Below are 20,614 nucleotides of genomic sequence, written 5' to 3'. Positions count from 1 at the left end.
GCGCGTTCCTCAGGCCAGCACGACGACGCCGTCGGCGGCGCTCACGCCCTGGCCTTGCGCGCGCACGAACACCGGGTTGATCTCGGCTTCCACCAGGCGGTCGCCCAGTTGGGCCGCCATGCGGGAGAAGGCCACGATGGCGTCCACCAGCGCCTCCACGTCGGCCTTGGGCCGGCCCCGGAAGCCGTCGAGCAGCGGCCAAGTCTTGAGTTCTTTCGCCATCGAGAGCGCGTCGGCGCGGCTCAGCGCGTGCAGGCCCTGCGCGTCCTGCGTCAGCAGGCGCATGGTGGTGTCCTTGAACAGCTCGGCCGTCACGCCGCCCATGCCCAGCAGCACAGCCGTACCCAGCGCATCGCGGTGCATGCCCAGGATCAGCTCGGTGCCGCCGCCCACCATCTCCTGCACCAGGAAGCGGTCGGGGCGCACACAGGCCTTGGCCTGCACATCGCTGGCCATGGTGACCAGGCGCTCGCCCACGGTCTCGGGCGTGAGGCCAATGGCCACACCACCCACATCGCTCTTGTGCGTGATCTGCGACGAGAGGATCTTGAGCACCACACGGCCGCCCAGCTCGCGCGCCGCGGCTTCGGCCTCGGCCGGGTTGGTGACGATGCGTTCGGCCGCACAGGGCACGTTGAAGCGTGCGAACAGCTGCTTGGCCTGCGCCTCGTCCAGCGAACCCGAGGGCAGCTCACCCACGACAACGGCGCTGCCCACCTCCTTCTCTTCGACCGGCGCGACAAAGCCGCCGACCTTGAACATGGCGGCCAGCGCCGCGGTGCAGCTTTCGGCCGCGGAAAAGGCGGGCACGCCGTGGCGCGTGAGCAGCGCGCCGACTTCGGGCGCGTGCGGGCTCACGTAGGCCATCACCGGCTTGTCCGAATCGGGCAGGCAGTCGCGGATGGCGTTGGCCATCAGCTCGGGCATGGCCAGGCTGGACGAGCCGACGATGATCACCAGCGCGTCGTAGCTCGGGCTGGCCAGCAGGGCACGGATCGCGCCGCGCAGCAGGTCGGGTCGCAGGCCGGCCAGGGTCACGTCGATCGGGTTGCGGTCCAGCACGGCTTCGCTGCCCGTCTGCAAGGCGCGCAGCGCCTCGGCCGTGGCCGCGTCGGGCGCCGGCGTCTCGAAGCCGGCCACGCCCAGGTCGTCGGACACCAGCGTGCCGGCGCCGCCGGTGCTGGTGAGGATGGCCACGCGCTGTCCGCGCATGTGGCGGCCGGTGGCCAGGGCCACGGGGATGTCCAGCAGGTCGTTGAAGGTCTGCGCGCGGATCACGCCCACCTGCTTGAACAGCGCGTCGTACATGCGGTCGGCACCGGCCATGGCCCCGGTGTGCGAGACGGCGGCCTGGGCGCCCGCTTCCGAGCGGCCGATCTTGAAGGCCACCACCGGCTTGCCCTTGCTCGCCGCCTTGAGACAGGCGGCCCGGAACTTGGCGGGGTCGCGCACGGTCTCGACGTACAGCGCGATCACCTGCGTGGCCGGATCATCGGCCAGGTGGTCGATGAAGTCGGCCAGCTCCAGGTCCACCTCGTTGCTGGTGGAGATCAGCTTGGACAAACCGATGCCGCGCGCCGCGGCCCGCGACAGCAGTGAGCCCAGGATGCCGCCGCTTTGCGACACCACACCGATGCCGCCCACAGGGAACTCGTCCATCTCCAGCGCACCGGTGGCCGAGAGCACGATGTTGTCCGTCAGGTTCACCAGGCCGATGGTGTTGGGGCCCAGGATGCGCATGGACCCGGCCGCCTCCACCAGCTGCTTCTGGCGGCGCGCGCCGTCTGCGCCGGTCTCGGTGTAGCCGCTGGCCAGCACGATGGCGGCCGCGCAGCCACGCGCCGAGAGCTCCTTCACCGCGAGGTGGGCACGCTCGGCGCCCAGCAGCACGATGGCGACATCGGGCGTCTCGGGCAAGGACGCGATGTCGGCAAAACACGGCAGGTCGCCGATGCGGTCGGCCTTGGGGTTCACCGGCAGGATGCGGCCGGCAAAACCGTGCTTCTGCAGATAGGCCACCGGGCGGCCGGCGGTTTTGGTCGGATCGGCGGAGGCGCCGATGATGGCGACGCTGCGCGGCTGCAGCAGACGGGAAATCGCGTCCATGTTTTTCACTCCTTGCCGGCGGCCTTGGCCAGAAACGCTTCCACCGAGGCGCGGTGCTCGCTGCTGGTGTAGCAGATGCCCTGCGCCTGGCTGCCCTGCGCGAACACGTCGTGCGAGCTCAGCTCGAAGCTCTGGTTGAGGATGGTCTTGGTCAGCGCGATGGCCGTGCTGGAGGCCTGGCTCAGCTCGGCGGCCCAGGCCTGCGCGTCGGCCAGCAGCGTGTCGGCGCTGGTCTTGCGGTCCACGATGCCCAGCGCCAGCGCTTCGTCCACCTTCACCTGTCGGCCGGTGAAGATCAGTTCCTTGGCCTTGGCCAGGCCCACGCGGCGCGGCAGGAAGTACATGCCGCCGCCGTCCGGGATGATGCCGCGCAGCACATACGACCAGGCAAAGCTCGCCCACTCGCTGGCGATGATGAAGTCGCAGGCCAGCGCGGTGTCGGCCCCCAGGCCGGAGGCCGCGCCGTTCACCGCGGCGATCACCGGCTTGGGGCAGGTGTGCAGCAGGGCCTGCGTGTGGTGCACACGCTGCTGGCGGTGCCAGCCGTTGAAGCCCACCTCGCCGGCCGGGGCGTTCATGCGCTTTTGCATGCCCGCAATGTCGCCCCCGGCACAGAAGCCCTTGCCGGCGCCGGTGAGCACCAGGGCGCGGATCGCCTTGTCGGCGGTCACCGACTCCAGCGCGTGGATGAATTCCGACCGCATGCCGTCGCTCATGGCGTTGCGCTTGTCGGGGCGGTTGAGGGTGAGTGTGGCAATGCCTTCGCTCACGTTCAGTTCAATCAGTGTGTAGTCCATGTCGGGCACCCGCGGCTCAGTCGGCCTTGATGTTGTTTTCCTTGACGATCTTTCTCCAGCGCGCCTCTTCAGCCTTCACATAGCGGTCGAACTCGGCGGGGTCGGACGCGTTGACCACCAGGCCTTCGTGCTCCACCTTCTTGACGAACTCGGGGCTTTGCGCGGCCTTCTTGATGGCGGCGTTGAGCTTGGCGATCACGGGAGCGGGCGTGCCGGCGGGTACGAAGAAGCCGTACCAGCTTTCGACCGAGTAGCCCGGCACCGTGGCCGCCACCGTGGGCACCCCCTTGAAGGCGGGCGACGGCTCGGGCGTGGTCACCGCCAGGGCGCGCAGCTTGCCCTGTTCCACCATGCTGGACACGGCGGCGGCGGTGCCGAAGAACAGGTCCACCTGGCCTCCGAGCAGGTCGTTCATGGCCGGGCCCGCGCCGCGGTAGGGGATGTGCAGCAGGTCGGCCTTGGTGAGGTTGACGAACATTTCGCCGGCCAGGTGGGCCGAGGTGCCGTTGCCCTGGGACGCATAGGTCAGCTTCTTGCCCGACTTCACGGCGTCCAGCACGTCCTTCACGGACTTGTACGGACTTTCGGTGCGCACCACCAGCACGTTCGGCCCCCGGCCGACCAGGCTCACCGGCGCGAACGCGGTGTCGTTGTTGTAGGGCAGCTTGGAGAGCAGGCTGGGGTTCACCGCGTGCGCCATGGTGGCGATCACCAGGGTGTAGCCGTCCGGCGCGCTCTTGGCGACCAGATCGGTGCCGATCACCGTGCCGGCACCGGGCTTGTTTTCGACGATCACCGTCTGGCCCAGCGCCTGCGACATGCCCAGGCCCAGGGTGCGGGCGATCAGGTCGGTGCCACCGCCAGGGGCGAACGGCACGACGATGCGCACCGGCTTGTCCGCCGGGTACTCGGCATGGGCCGCACCGGCGAAGGCCGCCAGACTCAGGCACAGGCCACTGGCCAGGCTGCGCAGGGAAATGGAAAAGAGTTTCATGGGTGTCTCCTGGGTGGAAGGGGTCGGGAGCCGCCTCTGGTTCGGCGCTGCTTCGACCGGTTGGGCGAGTCCTGAGCTTAGGACCACGCGTCCGCTTTGGAACCCTCTCAATTCCACTGAGTGGAAATTAGAATGACCCCTGCCCCCATGGAAACAGCCCCCGGAACCGGGTGCACACCTGCGAAGGAACCGCCATGAACCCGCTCGAAGAACACCCCGGCCGATCGGCCGCGAACCGCTCCCTGCTGCGCGGCGCCGACATCCTGCGCGCCTTCCGGCCCGGGTCGGACCTGCTGGGCAACGGAGAGATCGCCGAGCGGACCGGTCTGTCCAACTCCACGGTGAGCCGCCTGACCCAGACCCTGGTCGCGGCCGGACTGCTGCAGCAGGACCGCGCCCGCCGCGCCTACCGGCTCGCGCCGCTGGTGCTCAGCCTGGGGCATGCGATGCGCTCGGGCTCGCAGGTGCTGGCCATTGCTGCGCCGCGCATGCGCGCCCTGGCCGAACGCGAACGCATCAACGTCGGCCTGGCCTACCCCGACCGGGACGAGATGGTCTACCTGGAGTCGATCCGCTACAACCGTCGCGTGGCTTTGCGCAACGTCGTGTCCGGCCAGCGCGTGCCCATGGAACTCACCTCACTGGGCCGGGCGTACCTGGCGGCGGCGCCCACGGGCCGCTACCGGCTGCTGGAGCCCATCTTCAAGAAACGCAATGGCCGGCACTGGCCGGAGGTCAAAAAGGCCATCGAGGCGTCGATGGAGAGCATGAAGTCCAAGGGCTATTGCTGGGCCAGCTGGCAGCCCGAGGTTCTGGCGCTGGCCACCGCGTTCCCGTCCTCGGAAGGTCTCTGCGTCATCAACGTCAGCATGTCCACGCAGGAACCGCCCGAACGCTGGATCAAGACCCTCGCCCCCCACCTGCTGCGCCTGAAAGAGGAGATCTGCCTGGAACTGTCGAAGCTGCCCGAACCTTAAGGGTCTTCGGCGCGGCCTCCCGTCCATCAGACTGCCCGCAGTCGACCCCTGTCCCGTTCGGCAGGGCCCCGTGCGCCGCCGCGCGGCGCCTCGCTCGCTGGACCGGTGCACCGGGGCGCCCTGCGCCGCTCATGTCCCCCGACGGCCTGCGGCCGTCTCCTCCTTTACTTCGCTCTGCCTAGCACCCCGGTGCGCCGGTCCGGGGGTTGGCGCGCGTGGCGGCGGTCATTCACTTTTCAGATTGACCTGTTTCGGCCAGGAGCAGACCCTCAATGTTCGAGGTATTGCGGAGCCAGCAGCTGGCCGCGAAGCCTCGTTCCTACCAAAGGGCTATGTTGCATCTTCGTCGAAGTAATCTGAGTCGACCTTTGGAATTCGGATTGTTCTGGAACTAATGCCGACCTCGTATTCGATCATCAGATTTGTCAAGCGAGCACCATCAATAAGGACGATTCCTTCGACAGACTTTGCGAATTCACAAGCCTGCGGTGTGAACGTGGATGTAGTGATGAAGATGCCCTTCTTTGCCTTTTGTCCAGCGAGCGCTCCATAGAACGCCTGAATGTCGGGGCGTCCGATTGATTGCTGCCAGCGCTTGGCTTGGACGTATACTTTTTCCAGTCCTAGTCGGTCTAGGTTGATGACTCCATCAACGCCGCCATCTCCCGGACCTCCAGTTTGGACCAAGTCGTCTCTCGACGCGCCGTAGCCCATTCGATGAAGCACGTCGAGCACGAGGTTCTCAAAGAAGCTCGGGGAGACGCTGGCGAGTCGCTCCAGTAAATCATCGCTTGCGGACTGCCGAAGTGCAGCCATTGCCCAATCAAGTTGATCATCAGGAGTCGCTGCAGTGGGCGTCTTGTGATCAATGGCAACAAGTGCCGGTTTCGCCGGCGGTAGCCCACTCGCGCCAGATGGCTTGAGAGTGACCCCAAGGTATTCGCTGGCTAGCTTCTGAACAGCGACGTCGGACAGTGGAGCCGGATTCGATTTCGCAAATTCGATGCCTGCAGCTGTGAGTTTCCAGAAACCGTGTTTGGGTGAGCTTGAAAGACCAGCACGCTTCAGACGGTCGTGTGCCCAACCGGCCCTGTTCTTGTAGACACGCTGAACACCACTGGGAAGGATAAGCGCCTTCTCTTCGTCGGTGAGACCTAGTTGCTTTGCTGCAGCCTCGTGAGCCGCTGGAGCGGTCGATCCTTGGGGATGCAGCGCGAGGTAGCGCAGGATTGGCTCAATGAATTGGTCGTAGGTTGGGACTGGCATGACCTATAGCGGGTTGGGGTGCGCGTTTGTGCCGAAGGGTTAAATGTATCCCGCAGCACTCGGCCACCTCGTTCATTGGAAGACCATGGCGCTTTCAGTGGTCCGAACGGCAGTTCTCGGTCGAAACGAGACCCTGACTCTGCCGTACCGAGAAGGCTCGTTAAACATGCCATCCCCGTTGGGCGCACCAACGCGAATCAAGGTCTGAGCTGGGATGGAGGGGGAAGCGAAGTAAAGGAGGAGACGGCCGCAGGCCGTCGGGGGACATGAGCGCAGTCCTCCGCCCCAGCTCAGACCCGCCACAGAAGCAGCCAAAAAAAAAGCCTCGCCACGCCAAAGCGCAACGAGGCCATTCAGACAGTCGAAAAAGATTACTTGGCCGTCGGCATCACGAACTCGGCGCCCTTGCCAATCGACTCCGGCCAGCGCTGCATGATCGACTTCTGCTTGGTGTAGAAGCGCACGCCCTCTTCGCCATACGCGTGCATGTCGCCGAACAGGCTCTTCTTCCAGCCACCAAAGCCCTGCCAGGCCATGGGCACCGGGATTGGCACGTTGATGCCCACCATGCCCACCTGGATGCGGCGGGCGAATTCGCGGGCCACGTTGCCGTCGCGGGTGAAGCAGCTGGTGCCGTTGCCGAACTCGTGGTCGTTGATCAGCTGCACGGCTTCTCCGAAATCGGCCACGCGCACGCAGGACAGCACCGGGCCGAAGATCTCTTCCTTGTAGATCTTCATGTCGGTCGTCACGTGGTCGAACAGCGTGCCGCCCATCCAGAAACCACTCTCACAACCTTCGCCGGCCTGCTTGCCGTCGAAGCCGCGGCCGTCCACCAGCAGCTGCGCACCTTCGGCCGCACCGGCGTCGATGTAGCCGCTGATGCGGGCGTGCGCGGCGGCGGTGACGATGGGGCCCATCTCGGCGGCCAGGTTGGTGCCGTTGAGCACCTTCAGTGTCTTCGTGCGCTCGATCAGCTTGGGCATGATCTTCTCGGCCACGTCGCCGACCAGCACCGCCACCGAGATCGCCATGCAGCGCTCGCCGGCCGAGCCGTAGGCCGCGCCGATCAGGGCGTCCACCGCCTGGTCGAGGTCGGCGTCGGGCATCACCACCATGTGGTTCTTGGCGCCGCCCAGGGCCTGCACGCGCTTGCCGTGGTGGGCGCCGGTTTCGTAGATGTAGTTGGCGATGGGTGTGGAGCCGACGAAGCTGATGGCCTTGACGTCGGGGTGCACCAGCAGCGCATCCACAGCTTCCTTGTCACCCTGCACGACGTTGAACACGCCGTCGGGCAAGCCGGCCTGCTGGAGCAGGTCGGCGATCAGCAGCGAAGGCGTCGGGTCGGTGGGGCTGGGCTTGAGCACGAAGGTGTTGCCGGCGGCGATGGCGACCGGGAACATCCACATGGGCACCATGACCGGGAAGTTGAACGGCGTGATGCCGGCCACCACGCCCAGCGGCTGGCGGATGGTCCAGTTGTCCATGCCGGTGGAGACCTGGTCGGTGAAGTCGCCCTTCAGGAGCTGGGGGATGCCGCAGGCGAATTCGATGATGTCGATGCCGCGGGCCACTTCGCCCTGCGCGTCGGTGAAGACCTTGCCGTGTTCGGCCGTGATGGCGTGGGCCAGCTCGTCCTTGTGCTGGTTGACCAGTTCGAGGAACTTGAACATCACGCGGGCACGGCGGATCGGCGGCGTGTCGGACCACTTGGGAAACGCGGCCTGGGCGGCGGCCACGGCGGCGTCCACGTCCGCGGCATTGGCCAGCGGCACCTGGCCGGTGACGGCACCGGTGGCCGGGTTGGTCACGGTCTGGCTGCGCGTGGCGCTGCCGGCGAAGCGGGCGCCCGCGACGAAGTGGGGAATGTCGGTGACAGCGGGGTGGCGTGCGTTCATGGAAGGGGTCTCCGTTGGATGAATGCCCGCAGTCTAGGAACCGGCCCCGGTCGATACAAGACCAAAAACTTGAATTGATTGTTCACATTGATGAACAATCGGACCATGAACGAACAGAAAATCCACGAACTCTGGAGCCATGTGCACTGGCTCACCGTGCTCGACCAGCAGGGCAGCTACACCGCCGCCGCGGCGAGGCTGGGCGTGAGCAAAGCCGCCATGAGCCAGCGCATCGCCGAGCTGGAGCGGCTGGCCGGCGTGGCCCTGGTGCAGCGCACGACGCGCAGCGTGCGGCTCACCGAAGCCGGTCAGCGGCTGGCCGACCAGGCGCGCCCGGCGTTCGACCAGATCGCCCAGAGCGTGGCCCAGGTGCGCGACCTGGCCGGCGCGCCGCGCGGCCTGGTGCGGCTGACCGCGCCAGTGGCGCTGGCGCGCCAGCAGCTGGTGCCGTTGCTGGCCGAGTTCCTGCGCCAGCACCCGGAGGTGCGGGTCGAGCTGAACATGGCCGATCGGCTCTCGTCGCTGGCCACCGAAGGCTTCGACCTCGCGATCCGCCACACCGCCCACCCGCCGGACACCCATGTGGCCTGGACGTTGTGCGCCACGCGCTCGGTGCTGGTGGCCAGTCGCGCCTACCTGCGCCGCCACGGCACGCCCAGGCACCCGGCCGACCTGGTGGACCACAACTGCCTGCACTACCCACGCTCGCAGGACAACCCGGCCTGGACGCTGGAGCCGCGCGAGGCAAGCCTCGGCGAACGGGTGACGGTGCAGGTGCGCGGCTCGCTGGCCGCCAACAACAGCGAGGCGCTGCGCGACGCGGCCCTGGATGGCCTGGGCATCGCCCTGCTGCCGGACTTCAGCGCGCAAGCGGCCCTGAAGGCCGGCAAGCTGGTGGAGGTGCTGCCGGGCTGGACCCCGGTGGGTTCGTTCGCCGACCGGCTCTACGCCATCCGCCCGTATTCGGCCCATGTGCCTTTGGCGGTGTCGGCCCTGGTGAACTTCTTGCGCGAGGCGATGGCGGACGGATTCGGTGATCTGGAGAGCTCTCCCCAAAACACCGGACCTACATCACGACACAAAACCTAGGGTTTACCCTATACTGCAGTGCAGCAAATCCGCTGTTGTCCTCTGAGGAGCGTGTCATGAGCACTGCAACCTTTTCCCATTCCGCCCACTTTCTGAGCACCGTCCGCGAGATCTTCGCCAGCTGGTTCGACTCCCGCGCCACCCCGGCCCGCCCGCTGACCCGCTTCGAAGAAGCCGAGCAGCTGCGCGCCATGGCCGACGACGTGGCCCAGAGCGATCCGGCGTTCGCCCAGGATCTGTACGCCGCCGCCGACCGCCACGAACTTGCGTAACTCCCCCTGCGCCGCTGACGCGGCTTCCCCCCTCTCTGGCGCGCCTGCGGCGCTTGGAGGGGGGACGGCATCTGGGCCCGGCGGAGCCGGTTCCGCGATCCCCCTGGCGTGCAGACACGCACGCCGGAGAGAGGGGCAGTCCTTCCAGCACACGCCGCGGAACCGGCTTTGCCGGGCCACTGGCGTGGTCCCCCCTCCAAGCGCCGCAAGGCGCGCCAGAGAGGGGGGAAGCCTCGTCAGCGGCGCAGGGGGGTGATCCCTATTCCAACATCCATTCGTGTTGGGGGTCGTTCTTGAACACCCAGAAGCGGTTCGGACCGGCCATCACGTTGAGGTAGTACAGGTCGTAGCCGTGGGGCGCCACCACCGGGTGGTAACCACGCGGCACCATCACCACGTCGTGGTCCTCCACGGCGCAGGCCTCGTCCAGGCTGCGGTCGTCGGTGTAGACGCGCTGGAAGGCAAAGCCCTGCGGCGGGTTGAGGCGGTGGTAGTAGGTCTCTTCCAGCAGGGTCTCGGTGGGCGGTGTTTCCTGGTCGTGCTTGTGCGGCGGGTAGCTGCTCGAATGGCTGGCCGGTGTCATCACCTCCACCACCAGCAGGTGCGCCGCGGTCGGGTCGTCGTGCGGCAGGATGTCGCAGACATAGCGCGTGTTCGTGCCCTTGCCGCGCACGCTGCGCTTCATCTTCGTAGGGTCGATGACCTGCACCTTGCGGTTGCGCGCATCGGCCGGCGCCGTGCACAGCGCCACCTCGGCCGCCCGCACGGCGCGGATGTGCACCCCCCTGCCGGGCGGTACATAGACCGCCGCCGGCGACACCTCTTCGAACACGCTGTTGCGCATGCCCAGGTTGGCGTGGGTGTCGCCGTCGATGGAGACGTCCACCGTGCCGGTGAGCACCACCAGGCACAGCTCGCGCTCCCCGGTTTCCACGGCTTCGGCTTCACCCGCCATCAGTCGCACGGCCCGGAACCCGACATGGGTCCAGCCGGCGCGCTCGGGCGTGACATTGACGATCTCGCGCCCACTGGGCGCGGCCTTGGCAAGCAAGGGGCTGACCATGGTGTGTCTCCTGTCGATCAGTTCAGGCTGTCCACCAGCGAGCGCAGGGTCTCGTAACCCTTCTTGGCGTACTGGTAGCTCGGCGCCACCGCCGGGTCCTGCTCGGCCTCGACCACCAGCCAGCCTTCGTAACCGTTGTCCTTCAGGGTCTTGAGCACCGTGGCGTAGTCGATGCTGCCGTCGCCCGGCACGGTGAAGGTGCCGTTGATGACGCCGTGCAGGAAGCTCCAGCCGTCGTTGCGGGCCTGGGCGATCACCGGGGTGCGCACGTCCTTGCAGTGCACGTGCACCACGCGCTTGACGTGTTTCTTGAGCAGGTCCACCGGCGTGGCGGCACCGCCGAAATAGGCGTGGCCGGTGTCGAACAGCAGGAAGACCTTGGCCGGGTCGGTCAGCGCCATCAGCTTGTCCACATCGGCGGGCGACTCGACGTAGGCACCCATGTGGTGGTGGTAGGCCAGTTGGATGCCATACGCCTTGAGCAGGTGCTCGCCGAAGGCGTTCAGGCGCTCGGCGTAGGCGTGCCACAGGGCTTCGTTGGCGAACTGCGGGCGCTTGGACACGGGCGTGTCCATCTGGCCCTGCACGGTGCCGGCGCATTCGCCGTAGACCACCACCTTCACGCCGTTGTATTGCAGCTTGCTCATGTGCGCCTTGCAGCGCTCGATTTCGGCGGCCACGGCGGTGGCGTTGGTCTGGCCCGGCTCCAGCTCGGCCAGGAAACCCGAGTACCAGCCCGACACGCAGGCCAGGCCGAACTCGTCCAGCTTGGCCTTGAGGCCCGGGCCGTCCTTCGGAAATTTGTTGCCCAGCTCGAAGCCTTCGTAGCCGATCTCCCGGCCTTCCTTCAGCGCGGTTTCCAGCGGGGTTTCGCCGCCCAGGGACGGCAGGTCGTCGTTCATCCACGACAGGGGGTTGATGCCAATGCGGACGTTCCAGCTCATGGGGTGTCTCTCGGAGAAAGGATGTTGTGATGGGGAAAGCAGACCGGATCAGAGGCGTTGCGCCGACTGCGCCTGGACGTAGTTCGCGTGGGCCTCGTTGACCTCGCGGCGGCCCGACACCTCGGGCACCGCGACTTCCCACCAGCAGCCGCCGTCGGTGGTGCGGTGGTGGGTGGTGTCGATGACGATGACCTGGGTGCGCTTCGCCTGCCGGGCCTGGACCATGGCTGCCTTGAGTTCGGCGATGTCTTTCACATGCACCGCGTCGGCGCCCATGGCGCGCGCGTGCATGGCGAAGTCGATGGTGCTGCGCTCGCCGCCTTCGGGCACGCAGTCGTCGAGCATGTTGTTGAAGCCCGGGCTGCCGGTCTTGATCTGCAGGCGCTCGATGCAACCGTAACCCCGGTTGTCCAGGATCACGACGATGATCTTCTGTCCCAGCATGACCGAGGTCGCCAGCTCGGAGTTGGCCATCATGTAGGAGCCGTCGCCCACCAGCACGATGGACTCCTGCTCGGGCCGGGCCATCTTCACGCCCAGGCCGCCGGCCACTTCGTAGCCCATGCACGAATAGCCGTATTCCATGTGGTAGTTGCCGGGCAGGCTGGCGCGCCAGAGCTTGTGCAGCTCGGCCGGCAGCGTGCCGGCGGCGCACAGCGCCACGTCTTTCGTGCCGCTGTCCAGGCCCAGCTCCAGCGCCGAATCGCGCACCGCGCCGATGACCTCGGCGTCGTAGGGCAGCATGTCCTTGGGCACATTCGTGGTCAGCTCGGTGATGCGGGCGTTGGCGGCGGCGGCCTGCTGTTTGGCGCGCGCGGTCCAGGCGGCGTCGGCGGCCCAGCCGGCCAGACCGGTTCCGAGCTGCTGCAGCCCCACCCTCGCGTCGGCCACCAGGGCCTGGCCGCTCCACTTGCCGGCGTCGTAGGGCTGCACGTTCAGGCTCAGCAGCCTGGCCTGCGGGAACAGGGCGTGGGAGCCGGTGGTGAAGTCCTGCAGCCGGGTGCCGACGGCGAACACCACGTCGGCCTCGCGCGCCATGTCGTTGGCCCAGGACACGCCGTCCACGCCGATGGCGCCGAGGTTGAGCGGGTGGTCCCAGGGCAGGCTGCTCTTGCCGCCGTGCGACTCGACCACGGGCACGCCGTGCGCTTCCACAAAGGCGCACAGCGCGGCCCAGGCCTGGCTGTAGAGCACGCCGCCGCCGGCCACGATGAGCGGGCGTTTGGCGCTGCGCAGCAGGGCAACGGCGTCGGCCAGTTCGCGCTCGTCCGCGGGCGGGCGGCGGAAACGCAGCACGCCGGGGTGGAGGAAGTCCTCGGGGCAGTCGAAGGCCATGGCCTGCACGTCCTGCGGCAGCGAGAGGCAGGCCGGGCCGCAGTGGGCCGGGTCCGTCATCGTCTGGATCGCGCGCGGCAGCGCGGTCAGGATGTGCTCGGGGCGGGTGAGGCGGTCGAAGTAGCGGGTGACCGGGCGGAAGCAGTCGCTGGCGCTGACGTCGCCCTGGCCGAAGCTCTCGATCTGCTGCAGCACCGGGTCGGGGCGGCGGGTGGCGAACACGTCGCCCGGCAGCAGCAGCACCGGCAGGCGGTTCACGTGCGCCACCGCGGCGGCCGTGACCATGTTGGTCGCCCCCGGGCCGATGCTGGTGGACACGGCCATGATGCGCTGGCGGAACTGGGCCTTGGAGAACGCGATGGCCGCGTGCGCCATGGTCTGTTCGTTGTGGGCGCGGTAGGTGGTCAGGCGCTCGCGCTCGGCCACCAGGGCCTCGCCCATGCCGGCCACGTTGCCGTGGCCGAAGATGGTGAACACGCCGCCGCAATAGGGTTCGATGGAGATGCGGCCGTCGAGGTGCTCCACCTCCATCCGCAGGGCGGCCAGGTGTTTCACCAGCGCCTGCGCCATCGTGAGTCGTTGGGTTTTCATGTCTTGAGCGGGTGTGTTCAGGCGGCGGCGCGTTGTGCGGTGTGGCGGTTTCTCCAGGCGTCCACCAGCACCGCGAAGTTGCGGGCGACTTCGTCCACAAAGGCAGCGTCGTCCATCTCGCCCTTGAACCATTTCAGGGACGCGTCGACCCAGAGGGTACGCCCGACCATGAAGCCCTTGACGATCGGGTTGGTGGCGTTGGCGAAGCTGCTCGCGAGGAAGTCCAGCGGCTGGTTCAGGCCCAGGATCACGGCGCCGCGGCAGTGGCGGTCGCGCTCGGCGATCAGCGCCTCCAGATCGCGCCAGCCCTGCTCCTGCATGGGCGCCAGCTTCCACCACTCGGGCTTGACGCCCAGGTTGTAGAAGCGCTTGACCGCGCGCAGCACGGCGGCATCCGCCGTGCCTTCGGGCGTCAGGGCCTTCGGGGGAATGATCTCCAGCAGCAGCTCATTGCCCGACTCGCGCGTGGCTTCCCACAGCTCCAGCACGGTCTGCTCCTGCTGCAGGCGCAGCTCGTAGGCGTCGTCCGGGTGGTAGTGCACCAGGCACTTGACGACTTGCTCGGTCGGCCAGTGGATGAGTGCGCTGCCGATGGAGCGCGTGCCATCGAAGCGCAGCGGACGAGAGCCCGGCAGCTCGACCGGGCGGCCGACCCACCAGCCGCGGCCGGTGGCGCTGGCCAGGGCGTCGCGGCCGTAGTCGCCACCGTCGATCAGCACGCCGGTGTGGCCCTGCAGCTGGCGGCTGCGCTCGACCTGCTCGGCCGCCTGCACCAGCAGATTCTTCAAGGCCGGTATGCGCGACTCGGCGGCGCCGGCTGCGCGGGCGATGTCGTAGAACTGGCTGCGATGATCGAACGCCATCACGCACAGGTCTTCCCAGCTCGGGCGCGCGGCGGTGACGCGGTGCAGGTGGGCCAGCTGTTCGTCGGCGTCGACCTTCGGATTGCGGCTGCCGCCGAACCAGTGGGCCAGCTCGGCCGGCGTGGGCATGGCGGCAGAGCAGGCGTGGCGCGAGACCACGATGGCGCCGCAGGCGTTGGCGACCTTGGTCGACTCCGCCCAGTCCTTGCCTTGCAGCAGGCTGGCCATGAGGCCGGAGAGGAAGGCATCGCCCGCGCCCAGCACGTTGAGCACCTCCACGCGCTCGCCGCGGTAGGTGGGTGCGGCGTCGATGTCGCCCGGCACCTCGCCCTCGATCACGCAGCAACCCAAAGCGCCGCGCTTGACCACCAGCGTGGCCGTGGGGCACAAGGCGCGCACCGCGCGCAGGCTGGCGATGATGTCGTCGGCCACGCCACCGGCGATGAAGAACTCTTCTTCGGTGCCGACCAGCAGGTCGAACAGCGGCAGGCTCTGCTGCAACTGGCGCGTGACGCCCGCGTCGTCCACGAAGCGGTTTTCACCGGCGCCGCGGCCGGTCAGGCCCCAGAGCACCGGGCGGTAGTCGATGTCGAGCACGGTCACGGTGCCGTGGCGGCGCGCGGCTTCGAGCGCCTTGTGGGCCGCAGCGCGGGTGCCGTCGGTCGAGAGGTGGGTGCCGGTGATGGCCAGCGCTCGGCACTGGCCGATGAAGTCTTCGCTGATGGCGGCCGCGTCCAGCGCCATGTCGGCGCAGTTCTCGCGCATGAACAGCAGCGGGAAGGTGTCGCGGTCCTTCAGGCCCAGCAGCACCTGGCCGGTGAGGCGGTCCCTGTCGATCTGCACCTGGCTGGTGTCGCAGCCTTCGGCCTGCAGGCGCTCCAGCAGGAAGCGGCCCATCTGCTCGTCGCCGACGCGCGAGATCATGGCGCTCCTGCAGCCCAGCCGGGCCACGCCGAACGCCAGGTTGGCCGAGCTGCCACCCAGGTACATGGAGAAGCTGCGGGCGTCTTCGAGGCGGCTGCCGAACTGCTGGGCGTAGAGGTCGACGGCCAGCCGGCCCAGGCAGGCCAGGTCGTGGCGGCGACCGGAAGGAAATGTGAGTGTGGGCATCGGGTGTAGGGCTCGGTCAGAGGACAAACAGGGCGGGCGGTTGCCGCAGGGGTGCGCCGAAAAGCGCTTGTGCGGCAGGTTTTGACGAAGTCTAGCGTTGACAGAAATTATTTTCGCTTGGTGTAAACACTTAGAAAATAATTTTCCAAAACGCCTACAGTTCGTCCTGCCAACCGTCGAACCGCCCCGATGCCGCCGTGCAGAGGCCCGGAGCGGTTCTGGCAAACACCCTCAACCCATCGGAGACATACATGAAGAAGCTTCTCGTTGCAGCCGCCATTTCCACCACCCTGCTGTCGCCGTTCGCGGCCCACGCCCAGAAGATCGGTGTGTCGATGGCCCTGTTCGACGACACGTTCCTGACCATCCTGCGCAACGGCATCTCGGACGCCGGCAAAAAGGCGGGCGCCAACGTGCAGATCGAGGACGCCACCAACGATGTGGGCAAGCAACTGAGCCAGGTGCAGAACATGATCGCCCAGAAGGTGGACGCCATCATCGTCAACCCGGTCGACACCGACGCCACGCCCAAGATCACCAAGATGGTGACCGACGCCAAGATCCCCCTGATCTACGTGAACCGCAAGCCGGTGGACTTCGCCAAGCTGCCCGCGGGCGTGGCCTTCGTGGCGTCCGACGAGAAGGTGTCGGGCACGCTGCAGACGCAACATGTGTGCAAGCTGCTCAAGGGCAAGGGCGACGTCCTGGTGCTGATGGGCGAACTCTCCAACGAAGCCGCCCGCACGCGCACCCAGGACATCGAAGACGTGGTCAAGACCAAGGAGTGCTCGGGCCTGAAGATCGTCGACAAGCGCGAAGGCAAGTGGAGCCGCACCAACGCGCAGGACATCACGACCAACTGGCTGTCCTCGGGCGTGAAGTTCGACGCCATCATCGCCAACAACGACGAAATGGCCATCGGTGCGATCAACGCGCTGAAGGCCGCCAAGAAGTGGACCCCCGCTTCCATCGTCGCCGGCATCGACGCCACGCCCGACGCCCTGGCCTCGATGAAGGCCGGCGACCTGAAGGTCACCGTGTTCCAGAACGCCGCCGGCCAGGGTTCGGGTTCGGTGGACGCCGCGCTGAAGATGATCAAGAAGCAGCCGGTGGACCGTTTCGTGAATGTGCCCTTCGAGCTGGTCACGCCCGAGAACCTGACCAAGTACAGCGGCAAGAACTGATCGCCGCTCGCCGCAGGGCGGCCCTCGGGTCGCCCTGCTTTTCCCTTTCAGAGTCCGGAGACCGCCCATGACCGACACCGCCACCCTGGAGCGCCCCGCAGCGGCCGGCCAGGCCGCCCACGCCACGCCGCTGCTCGAAATCCGGGGCATCCGCAAGGGGTTTCCCGGCGTGCTCGCCCTCGACAACGTGGGTTTCACACTCAAGGCCGGCACAGTGCACGCCCTGATGGGCGAGAACGGCGCGGGCAAGTCCACGCTGATGAAGATCATTGCCGGCGTCTACACGCCAGACAAGGGCGAGATCCGCCTCAAGGGCCAGCCCGTCACGCTCAAGTCGCCCATCGACGCGCTGAGCCAGGGCATCGCCATGATCCACCAGGAACTGAACCTGATGCCGCACATGACAGTGGCGGAAAACGTCTGGATCACGCGCGAACCCAAGAACCGTCTCGGCTTCGTCGACCACGCCGAACTCAAACGCCGCACCGAAGACCTGTTCGCGCGCCTGAACATCCGCATCGACCCGCTGGCCGAGATCCAGACCCTGTCGGTCGCCAGCCGCCAGATGGTGGAGATTGCCAAGGCCGTGTCCTGGAACTCGGACGTGCTGATCATGGACGAGCCCACCTCGGCGCTGACGGAGAAGGAGGTGGAGCACCTCTTCACCATCATCCGCACCCTGCGCGAACAGGGCAAGGGCATCATCTACATCACCCACAAGATGAACGAGCTGTTCGAGATCGCCGACGAGTTCTCGGTGTTCCGCGACGGCCAGTACATCGCCACCTGCGCCTCCAGCGAGGTCACGCGCGACGACATCATCCGGATGATGGTGGGCCGCGAGATCACCCAGATGTTCCCCAAGGAGACCGTGCCCATCGGCGACGTGGTGCTGTCGGTCAAGAACCTGTCGCTGGACGGCGTCTTCCAGGACGTGTCCTTCGACATCCGCGCCGGCGAGATCCTCGGGCTGGCCGGTCTGGTCGGCTCGGGCCGCTCCAACGTGGCCGAGACGCTGTTCGGCGTCACGCCGGCCACCAGTGGCAGCATCACCATCAAGGGCGAGCAGGTCCGCATCGACAACCCGGCCCAGGCCATGCGCCACGGCATGGCCTTCCTCACCGAAGACCGCAAGGACACCGGCTGCTTCCTCTGCCTGGACATCCAGACCAACGCCGAGATGGCGGTGCTCAACCAGCGCTATGTGAACAAGCTGGGCTTCGTGGAAAGCGCACAGCTGACGCGGGACGCGATCACGATGGCCAAGCGCCTGCGCGTGAAAACGCCGGACATGCAAGAGATCATCCAGAACCTCTCTGGGGGCAACCAGCAGAAGGTGCTGGTGGCGCGCTGGCTGCTGACCAACCCGAAGATCCTGATCCTGGACGAGCCCACGCGCGGCATCGATGTCGGCGCCAAGGCCGAGATCCACCGCCTGGTGTCGGAGCTGGCCGGCCAGGGCGTGGCCATCCTGATGATTTCCTCCGAGATGCCCGAGGTGCTGGGCATGAGCGACCGCATCGCGGTCATGCACCAGGGCCGCATCACCGGCATTCTTGACCGTTCCGAAGCCACCCAGGTCAGTGTGATGGACCTGGCCGCCAAGTGATCCCCGGAGTCCCCATGAACACCACCACCGCGAAGACCACCATGTCCTCCCTCTCCGCCCCCTCCAAGTTCAAGCTCCCCCAGGAAGCGAGCATCTTCCTCGTGCTGGCCGGCATCTGTCTGCTGTTCGAGCTGCTCGGCTGGGTCGTCAACGACCAGAGCTTCCTCTTCAACCTCGACCGTCTGCAGATCATCATCCTGCAGATGTCGGTGGTGGGCATCATCGCCATCGGCGTCAACCTGGTCATCATCACCAGCGGCATCGACCTCTCGTCCGGCTCGGTGGTGGCCGCCGCTGCGGTGGTGTCGGCCAGCCTCGCTCAGGTGAGCGACTTTCCGCGCGCGGTGTTCCCGGCCCTGACCGACCTGCCCGTGTTCTGGCCCATCCTGGCCGGAGCCTTCACCGGCCTGGTGATCGGGTTGATCAACGGCTCGCTGATCGCCTACACCATGATCCCGCCCTTCATCGCCACGCTGGGCACCATGGTGGCCGCGCGCGGTTTTGCCAAGTGGTTCACCGGCGGCATGCCCGTGTCCATGCTGACCGACGACTTCGCCTGGCTCGGCTCCGGCGCCAACCCGGTGATCATCTTCCTGGTGATCGCGGCCATCTTCCATGTCGTGCTGCGCCACACGCGCTTCGGCAAGTTCACCTACGCCATCGGCGCCAACCGCCAGGCCGCCATCGTCTCGGGCATCAACGTCAACCGCCACCTGATCTGGGTCTACACCATCGCCGGACTGCTGGCGGGCATTGCCGGCACCGTGACCGCCGCGCGCGCCATCTCCGGCCAGTCGGGCATGGGCGTGATGTACGAGCTGGACGCGATTGCCGCGGTGGTGATCGGTGGCACCTCGCTGGTGGGCGGCAAGGGCCGCATCACCGGCACCGTGATCGGCGTGCTGATCCTGGGTGTGATGACCTCGGGCTTCACCTTCATCCGCATCGACGCCTACTACCAGGAGATGGTCAAGGGCGCGATCATCGTGGCCGCAGTGGTCGCCGACCAGTACCGCAACCGCAAGCGCCGCGCCTGAGTTTCATCAAGGCCCTGCCCTGCGTCTTCGGAACCCGGTGGCTGCTGGCGCTCACGGACGGCATCCAGCAGGCATCGGTCTGAATCACACGTTGGCCGGCGTGCAGACCACAAAGGGCAGCACCATCTGCAGCTTGCTGCCGCTCGGGCCGGGTCGGGGTGGCGCCGCCATCGCCTCGCACAGCCGTTGTGCCATCCACTCGAGGGGATGCGACAGCAACAGCGTGACGCAGCCATCGAGCACAGCCTGGCGCGTCACGTCGGTCAGGTCGTGGCAGACCACGATCAGTTCGGGCCGCGCCGCTTCACGCAGCGCCTCGATGACCCCCTCCACGCCGCCACCCGCGACATAGACGCCCACCAGGTCCGGATGCAGGTGCAGCAGCTCCTGCGTGGTCGCGCGCGCCAGGCCTACGTCCTCGAGGCTGACCAGAGACTCCAGCACGGTGAAGCCCGGGGCGCTCTCGCGCAGCCAGGAGCGGAAACTCACCTCGCATTGCTCCTGGCAGAGATAGCGATGGCTGCCCAGAATCAGGCCGAGCTTGCCCGGGCGGCACAGGCGCGCCATGGCCCAGGCCGCCGTGTGTCCCACCTTGCGGTTGTCCACGCCCACATAACCGGCCAGCGAAGGCGCGGTCAGGTCCGACACCAGCGCGAACACCGGCACGCCCTCGGCGTTCACGGCCTCCACCGCCTGGGTGATCAGCGGGTGATCGGCGGCAACCACCGCCACGGCGTCGCACGACTGGCCCAGCTCGGTGATGCGCTGCGCCACCCGGCGGGGTGTGAGGTCGTCGAGGTGGCTCACCACCACCCGCGCACCCGGTGGCGGCAGCGCCGCCGCCGCCTGCTGCAGCGCCTCGGCCAACAAACGGTAGAAGGGCGACTGTGCGCTCTGCAGCACGAAACCCAGGGTGGCCGCGCGCGCCTGCTCGCCCGCGCGGCGGCGAATCAGGCCAGCGCGCCGGAAGCCCACAGCCTCGGCCGCGGCCAGCACACGCTGCACCGTGACCTCGCGCACAGGCGCACGGCGGTTGATGACGCGGTCGACGGTGGCCACGCCCACGCCAGCGGCGCGCGCCACATCGGTCATGGTCGGTTCGGGGCTTCTGCGCTTGCTCATGATAGATCTATCAGATTTCGGTCAATGGCATGAGAGGCATGAGAGGGGATGACCGTCCGGCATTGTCACTGCCCATTTGAAAGCCAACAATCCAGCCCTGATTTTGCGGTGTCTCCGGTCACGCAGACCTCGCAAAAAACTATCAGGCCAATGATAAATCCCATCCACAGGAGACAAGCCCATGAAGATCGCGCTCGACCCGTACATGATCCGGCACTTGCCGTTGACTGAGCTGCCCGCGGCCGTCGCGTCGCTGGGCTACGACCAGATCGAACTCTCACCCCGCTCGGACTTTCTGGACTGGTGGGTGATGCCGCGCGCCACCAAAGAGCGCATGGCCGGCTTCAAGGCCGCGAT

General features: G+C 67.1%; 16 protein-coding genes and 1 pseudogene. 7 read left to right on the top strand and 10 right to left on the bottom strand.

Annotated features, from left to right (window positions below; genetic code table 11):
* Positions 1-9 precede the first annotated feature (9 nt).
* Genes RCO38_RS05750 through RCO38_RS05740 form a run of 3 tightly spaced genes read right to left on the bottom strand, consistent with a single transcriptional unit; the run spans position 10 to position 3,897 of the window.
* Positions 10-2,106: an acetate--CoA ligase family protein gene (locus tag RCO38_RS05750; protein ID WP_308327357.1), complete on the bottom strand. Its 2,097-nt coding sequence runs from the start codon at positions 2,104-2,106 to the stop codon at positions 10-12.
* Positions 2,107-2,111: 5 nt separating this feature from the next.
* A complete protein-coding gene (locus RCO38_RS05745; protein ID WP_308327356.1) occupies positions 2,112-2,903 on the bottom strand; it encodes an enoyl-CoA hydratase/isomerase family protein in 792 nt (263 codons plus the stop codon).
* Positions 2,904-2,919: 16 nt separating this feature from the next.
* Positions 2,920-3,897 (bottom strand): tripartite tricarboxylate transporter substrate binding protein, encoded by a 978-nt coding sequence (locus tag RCO38_RS05740; RefSeq protein ID WP_308327355.1) that lies wholly within the window; start codon positions 3,895-3,897, stop codon positions 2,920-2,922.
* Between the two features lie 194 nt (positions 3,898-4,091).
* On the opposite strand from RCO38_RS05740, the gene RCO38_RS05735 reads away from it, so the two are divergent.
* Positions 4,092-4,874, top strand: a complete 783-nt coding sequence (locus RCO38_RS05735; protein ID WP_308327354.1) for an IclR family transcriptional regulator — start codon at positions 4,092-4,094, stop codon at positions 4,872-4,874.
* A 330-nt stretch (positions 4,875-5,204) separates the two neighbouring features.
* Here the strand turns inward: RCO38_RS05735 and RCO38_RS05730 are convergent, their stop codons facing one another.
* On the bottom strand, positions 5,205-6,140 hold the full coding sequence (locus tag RCO38_RS05730; RefSeq protein WP_308327353.1) for a restriction endonuclease: 936 nt from the start codon (positions 6,138-6,140) through the stop codon (positions 5,205-5,207).
* A 371-nt stretch (positions 6,141-6,511) separates the two neighbouring features.
* Complete coding sequence (locus RCO38_RS05725) at positions 6,512-8,038, bottom strand: CoA-acylating methylmalonate-semialdehyde dehydrogenase (RefSeq protein ID WP_308327352.1); 1,527 nt, start codon at positions 8,036-8,038, stop codon at positions 6,512-6,514.
* Positions 8,039-8,143: 105 nt separating this feature from the next.
* Between RCO38_RS05725 and RCO38_RS05720 the strand changes: the two genes are divergently transcribed.
* The gene (locus RCO38_RS05720) at positions 8,144-9,127 is read left to right on the top strand and encodes a LysR family transcriptional regulator (RefSeq protein ID WP_308327351.1); all 984 of its coding nucleotides are present in this window, start codon (positions 8,144-8,146) and stop codon (positions 9,125-9,127) included.
* A 56-nt stretch (positions 9,128-9,183) separates the two neighbouring features.
* Positions 9,184-9,399 (top strand): hypothetical protein, encoded by a 216-nt coding sequence (locus RCO38_RS05715; protein WP_308327350.1) that lies wholly within the window; start codon positions 9,184-9,186, stop codon positions 9,397-9,399.
* A 259-nt stretch (positions 9,400-9,658) separates the two neighbouring features.
* Here the strand turns inward: RCO38_RS05715 and iolB are convergent, their stop codons facing one another.
* The 4 genes from iolB to RCO38_RS05695 are packed head-to-tail and all read right to left on the bottom strand — an operon-like array spanning position 9,659 to position 15,305.
* On the bottom strand, positions 9,659-10,462 hold the full coding sequence (gene iolB / locus RCO38_RS05710) for a 5-deoxy-glucuronate isomerase (protein ID WP_308327349.1): 804 nt from the start codon (positions 10,460-10,462) through the stop codon (positions 9,659-9,661).
* A 17-nt stretch (positions 10,463-10,479) separates the two neighbouring features.
* The gene (gene iolE, locus RCO38_RS05705; RefSeq protein ID WP_308327348.1) at positions 10,480-11,406 is read right to left on the bottom strand and encodes a myo-inosose-2 dehydratase; all 927 of its coding nucleotides are present in this window, start codon (positions 11,404-11,406) and stop codon (positions 10,480-10,482) included.
* A 48-nt stretch (positions 11,407-11,454) separates the two neighbouring features.
* Positions 11,455-13,332: a 3D-(3,5/4)-trihydroxycyclohexane-1,2-dione acylhydrolase (decyclizing) gene (iolD, locus tag RCO38_RS05700; protein ID WP_308327347.1), complete on the bottom strand. Its 1,878-nt coding sequence runs from the start codon at positions 13,330-13,332 to the stop codon at positions 11,455-11,457.
* Between the two features lie 17 nt (positions 13,333-13,349).
* Entirely contained in the window at positions 13,350-15,305 is a 1,956-nt protein-coding gene (locus RCO38_RS05695; RefSeq protein ID WP_308327346.1) for a bifunctional 5-dehydro-2-deoxygluconokinase/5-dehydro-2-deoxyphosphogluconate aldolase, read from the bottom strand.
* 251 nt (positions 15,306-15,556) lie between these two features.
* Between RCO38_RS05695 and RCO38_RS05690 the strand changes: the two genes are divergently transcribed.
* The 3 genes from RCO38_RS05690 to RCO38_RS05680 all read left to right on the top strand — a co-directional run bounded on the left by RCO38_RS05690 (position 15,557) and on the right by RCO38_RS05680 (position 19,135).
* Complete coding sequence (locus tag RCO38_RS05690; RefSeq protein WP_308327345.1) at positions 15,557-16,489, top strand: sugar ABC transporter substrate-binding protein; 933 nt, start codon at positions 15,557-15,559, stop codon at positions 16,487-16,489.
* Positions 16,490-16,556: 67 nt separating this feature from the next.
* Complete coding sequence (locus tag RCO38_RS05685; protein ID WP_308327344.1) at positions 16,557-18,098, top strand: sugar ABC transporter ATP-binding protein; 1,542 nt, start codon at positions 16,557-16,559, stop codon at positions 18,096-18,098.
* Positions 18,099-18,139: 41 nt separating this feature from the next.
* Entirely contained in the window at positions 18,140-19,135 is a 996-nt protein-coding gene (locus RCO38_RS05680) for an ABC transporter permease (RefSeq protein ID WP_374694529.1), read from the top strand.
* An 84-nt stretch (positions 19,136-19,219) separates the two neighbouring features.
* On the opposite strand, the gene RCO38_RS05675 is transcribed toward RCO38_RS05680, so the two are convergent.
* Complete coding sequence (locus RCO38_RS05675; RefSeq protein ID WP_308327342.1) at positions 19,220-20,257, bottom strand: LacI family DNA-binding transcriptional regulator; 1,038 nt, start codon at positions 20,255-20,257, stop codon at positions 19,220-19,222.
* Positions 20,258-20,438: 181 nt separating this feature from the next.
* Here RCO38_RS05675 and RCO38_RS05670 point away from each other — a divergent pair.
* Positions 20,439-20,614, top strand: a pseudogene (locus RCO38_RS05670) (sugar phosphate isomerase/epimerase); the annotation flags it as partial.

The organism is Hydrogenophaga pseudoflava (assembly GCF_031020795.1).
In the GTDB taxonomy this organism is placed as follows: domain Bacteria; phylum Pseudomonadota; class Gammaproteobacteria; order Burkholderiales; family Burkholderiaceae_C; genus Hydrogenophaga; species Hydrogenophaga pseudoflava_A.
Note: the sequence above shows the minus strand (reverse complement) of the source record. Positions and strands in the feature narration are given on the sequence as shown.

Excerpts from the sequence above, each read along its gene's own strand:
- RCO38_RS05750 (WP_308327357.1), bottom strand. The coding sequence starts at position 2,106 with ATGGACGCGATTTCCCGTCTGCTGCAGCCGCGCAGCGTCGCCATCATC.
- RCO38_RS05745 (WP_308327356.1), bottom strand. The coding sequence starts at position 2,903 with ATGGACTACACACTGATTGAACTGAACGTGAGCGAAGGCATTGCCACA.
- RCO38_RS05740 (WP_308327355.1), bottom strand. The coding sequence starts at position 3,897 with ATGAAACTCTTTTCCATTTCCCTGCGCAGCCTGGCCAGTGGCCTGTGC.
- RCO38_RS05735 (WP_308327354.1), top strand. The coding sequence starts at position 4,092 with ATGAACCCGCTCGAAGAACACCCCGGCCGATCGGCCGCGAACCGCTCC.
- RCO38_RS05730 (WP_308327353.1), bottom strand. The coding sequence starts at position 6,140 with ATGCCAGTCCCAACCTACGACCAATTCATTGAGCCAATCCTGCGCTAC.
- RCO38_RS05725 (WP_308327352.1), bottom strand. The coding sequence starts at position 8,038 with ATGAACGCACGCCACCCCGCTGTCACCGACATTCCCCACTTCGTCGCG.
- RCO38_RS05720 (WP_308327351.1), top strand. The coding sequence starts at position 8,144 with ATGAACGAACAGAAAATCCACGAACTCTGGAGCCATGTGCACTGGCTC.
- RCO38_RS05715 (WP_308327350.1), top strand. The coding sequence starts at position 9,184 with ATGAGCACTGCAACCTTTTCCCATTCCGCCCACTTTCTGAGCACCGTC.
- iolB (WP_308327349.1), bottom strand. The coding sequence starts at position 10,462 with ATGGTCAGCCCCTTGCTTGCCAAGGCCGCGCCCAGTGGGCGCGAGATC.
- iolE (WP_308327348.1), bottom strand. The coding sequence starts at position 11,406 with ATGAGCTGGAACGTCCGCATTGGCATCAACCCCCTGTCGTGGATGAAC.
- iolD (WP_308327347.1), bottom strand. The coding sequence starts at position 13,332 with ATGAAAACCCAACGACTCACGATGGCGCAGGCGCTGGTGAAACACCTG.
- RCO38_RS05695 (WP_308327346.1), bottom strand. The coding sequence starts at position 15,305 with ATGCCCACACTCACATTTCCTTCCGGTCGCCGCCACGACCTGGCCTGC.
- RCO38_RS05690 (WP_308327345.1), top strand. The coding sequence starts at position 15,557 with ATGAAGAAGCTTCTCGTTGCAGCCGCCATTTCCACCACCCTGCTGTCG.
- RCO38_RS05685 (WP_308327344.1), top strand. The coding sequence starts at position 16,557 with ATGACCGACACCGCCACCCTGGAGCGCCCCGCAGCGGCCGGCCAGGCC.
- RCO38_RS05680 (WP_374694529.1), top strand. The coding sequence starts at position 18,140 with ATGTCCTCCCTCTCCGCCCCCTCCAAGTTCAAGCTCCCCCAGGAAGCG.
- RCO38_RS05675 (WP_308327342.1), bottom strand. The coding sequence starts at position 20,257 with ATGAGCAAGCGCAGAAGCCCCGAACCGACCATGACCGATGTGGCGCGC.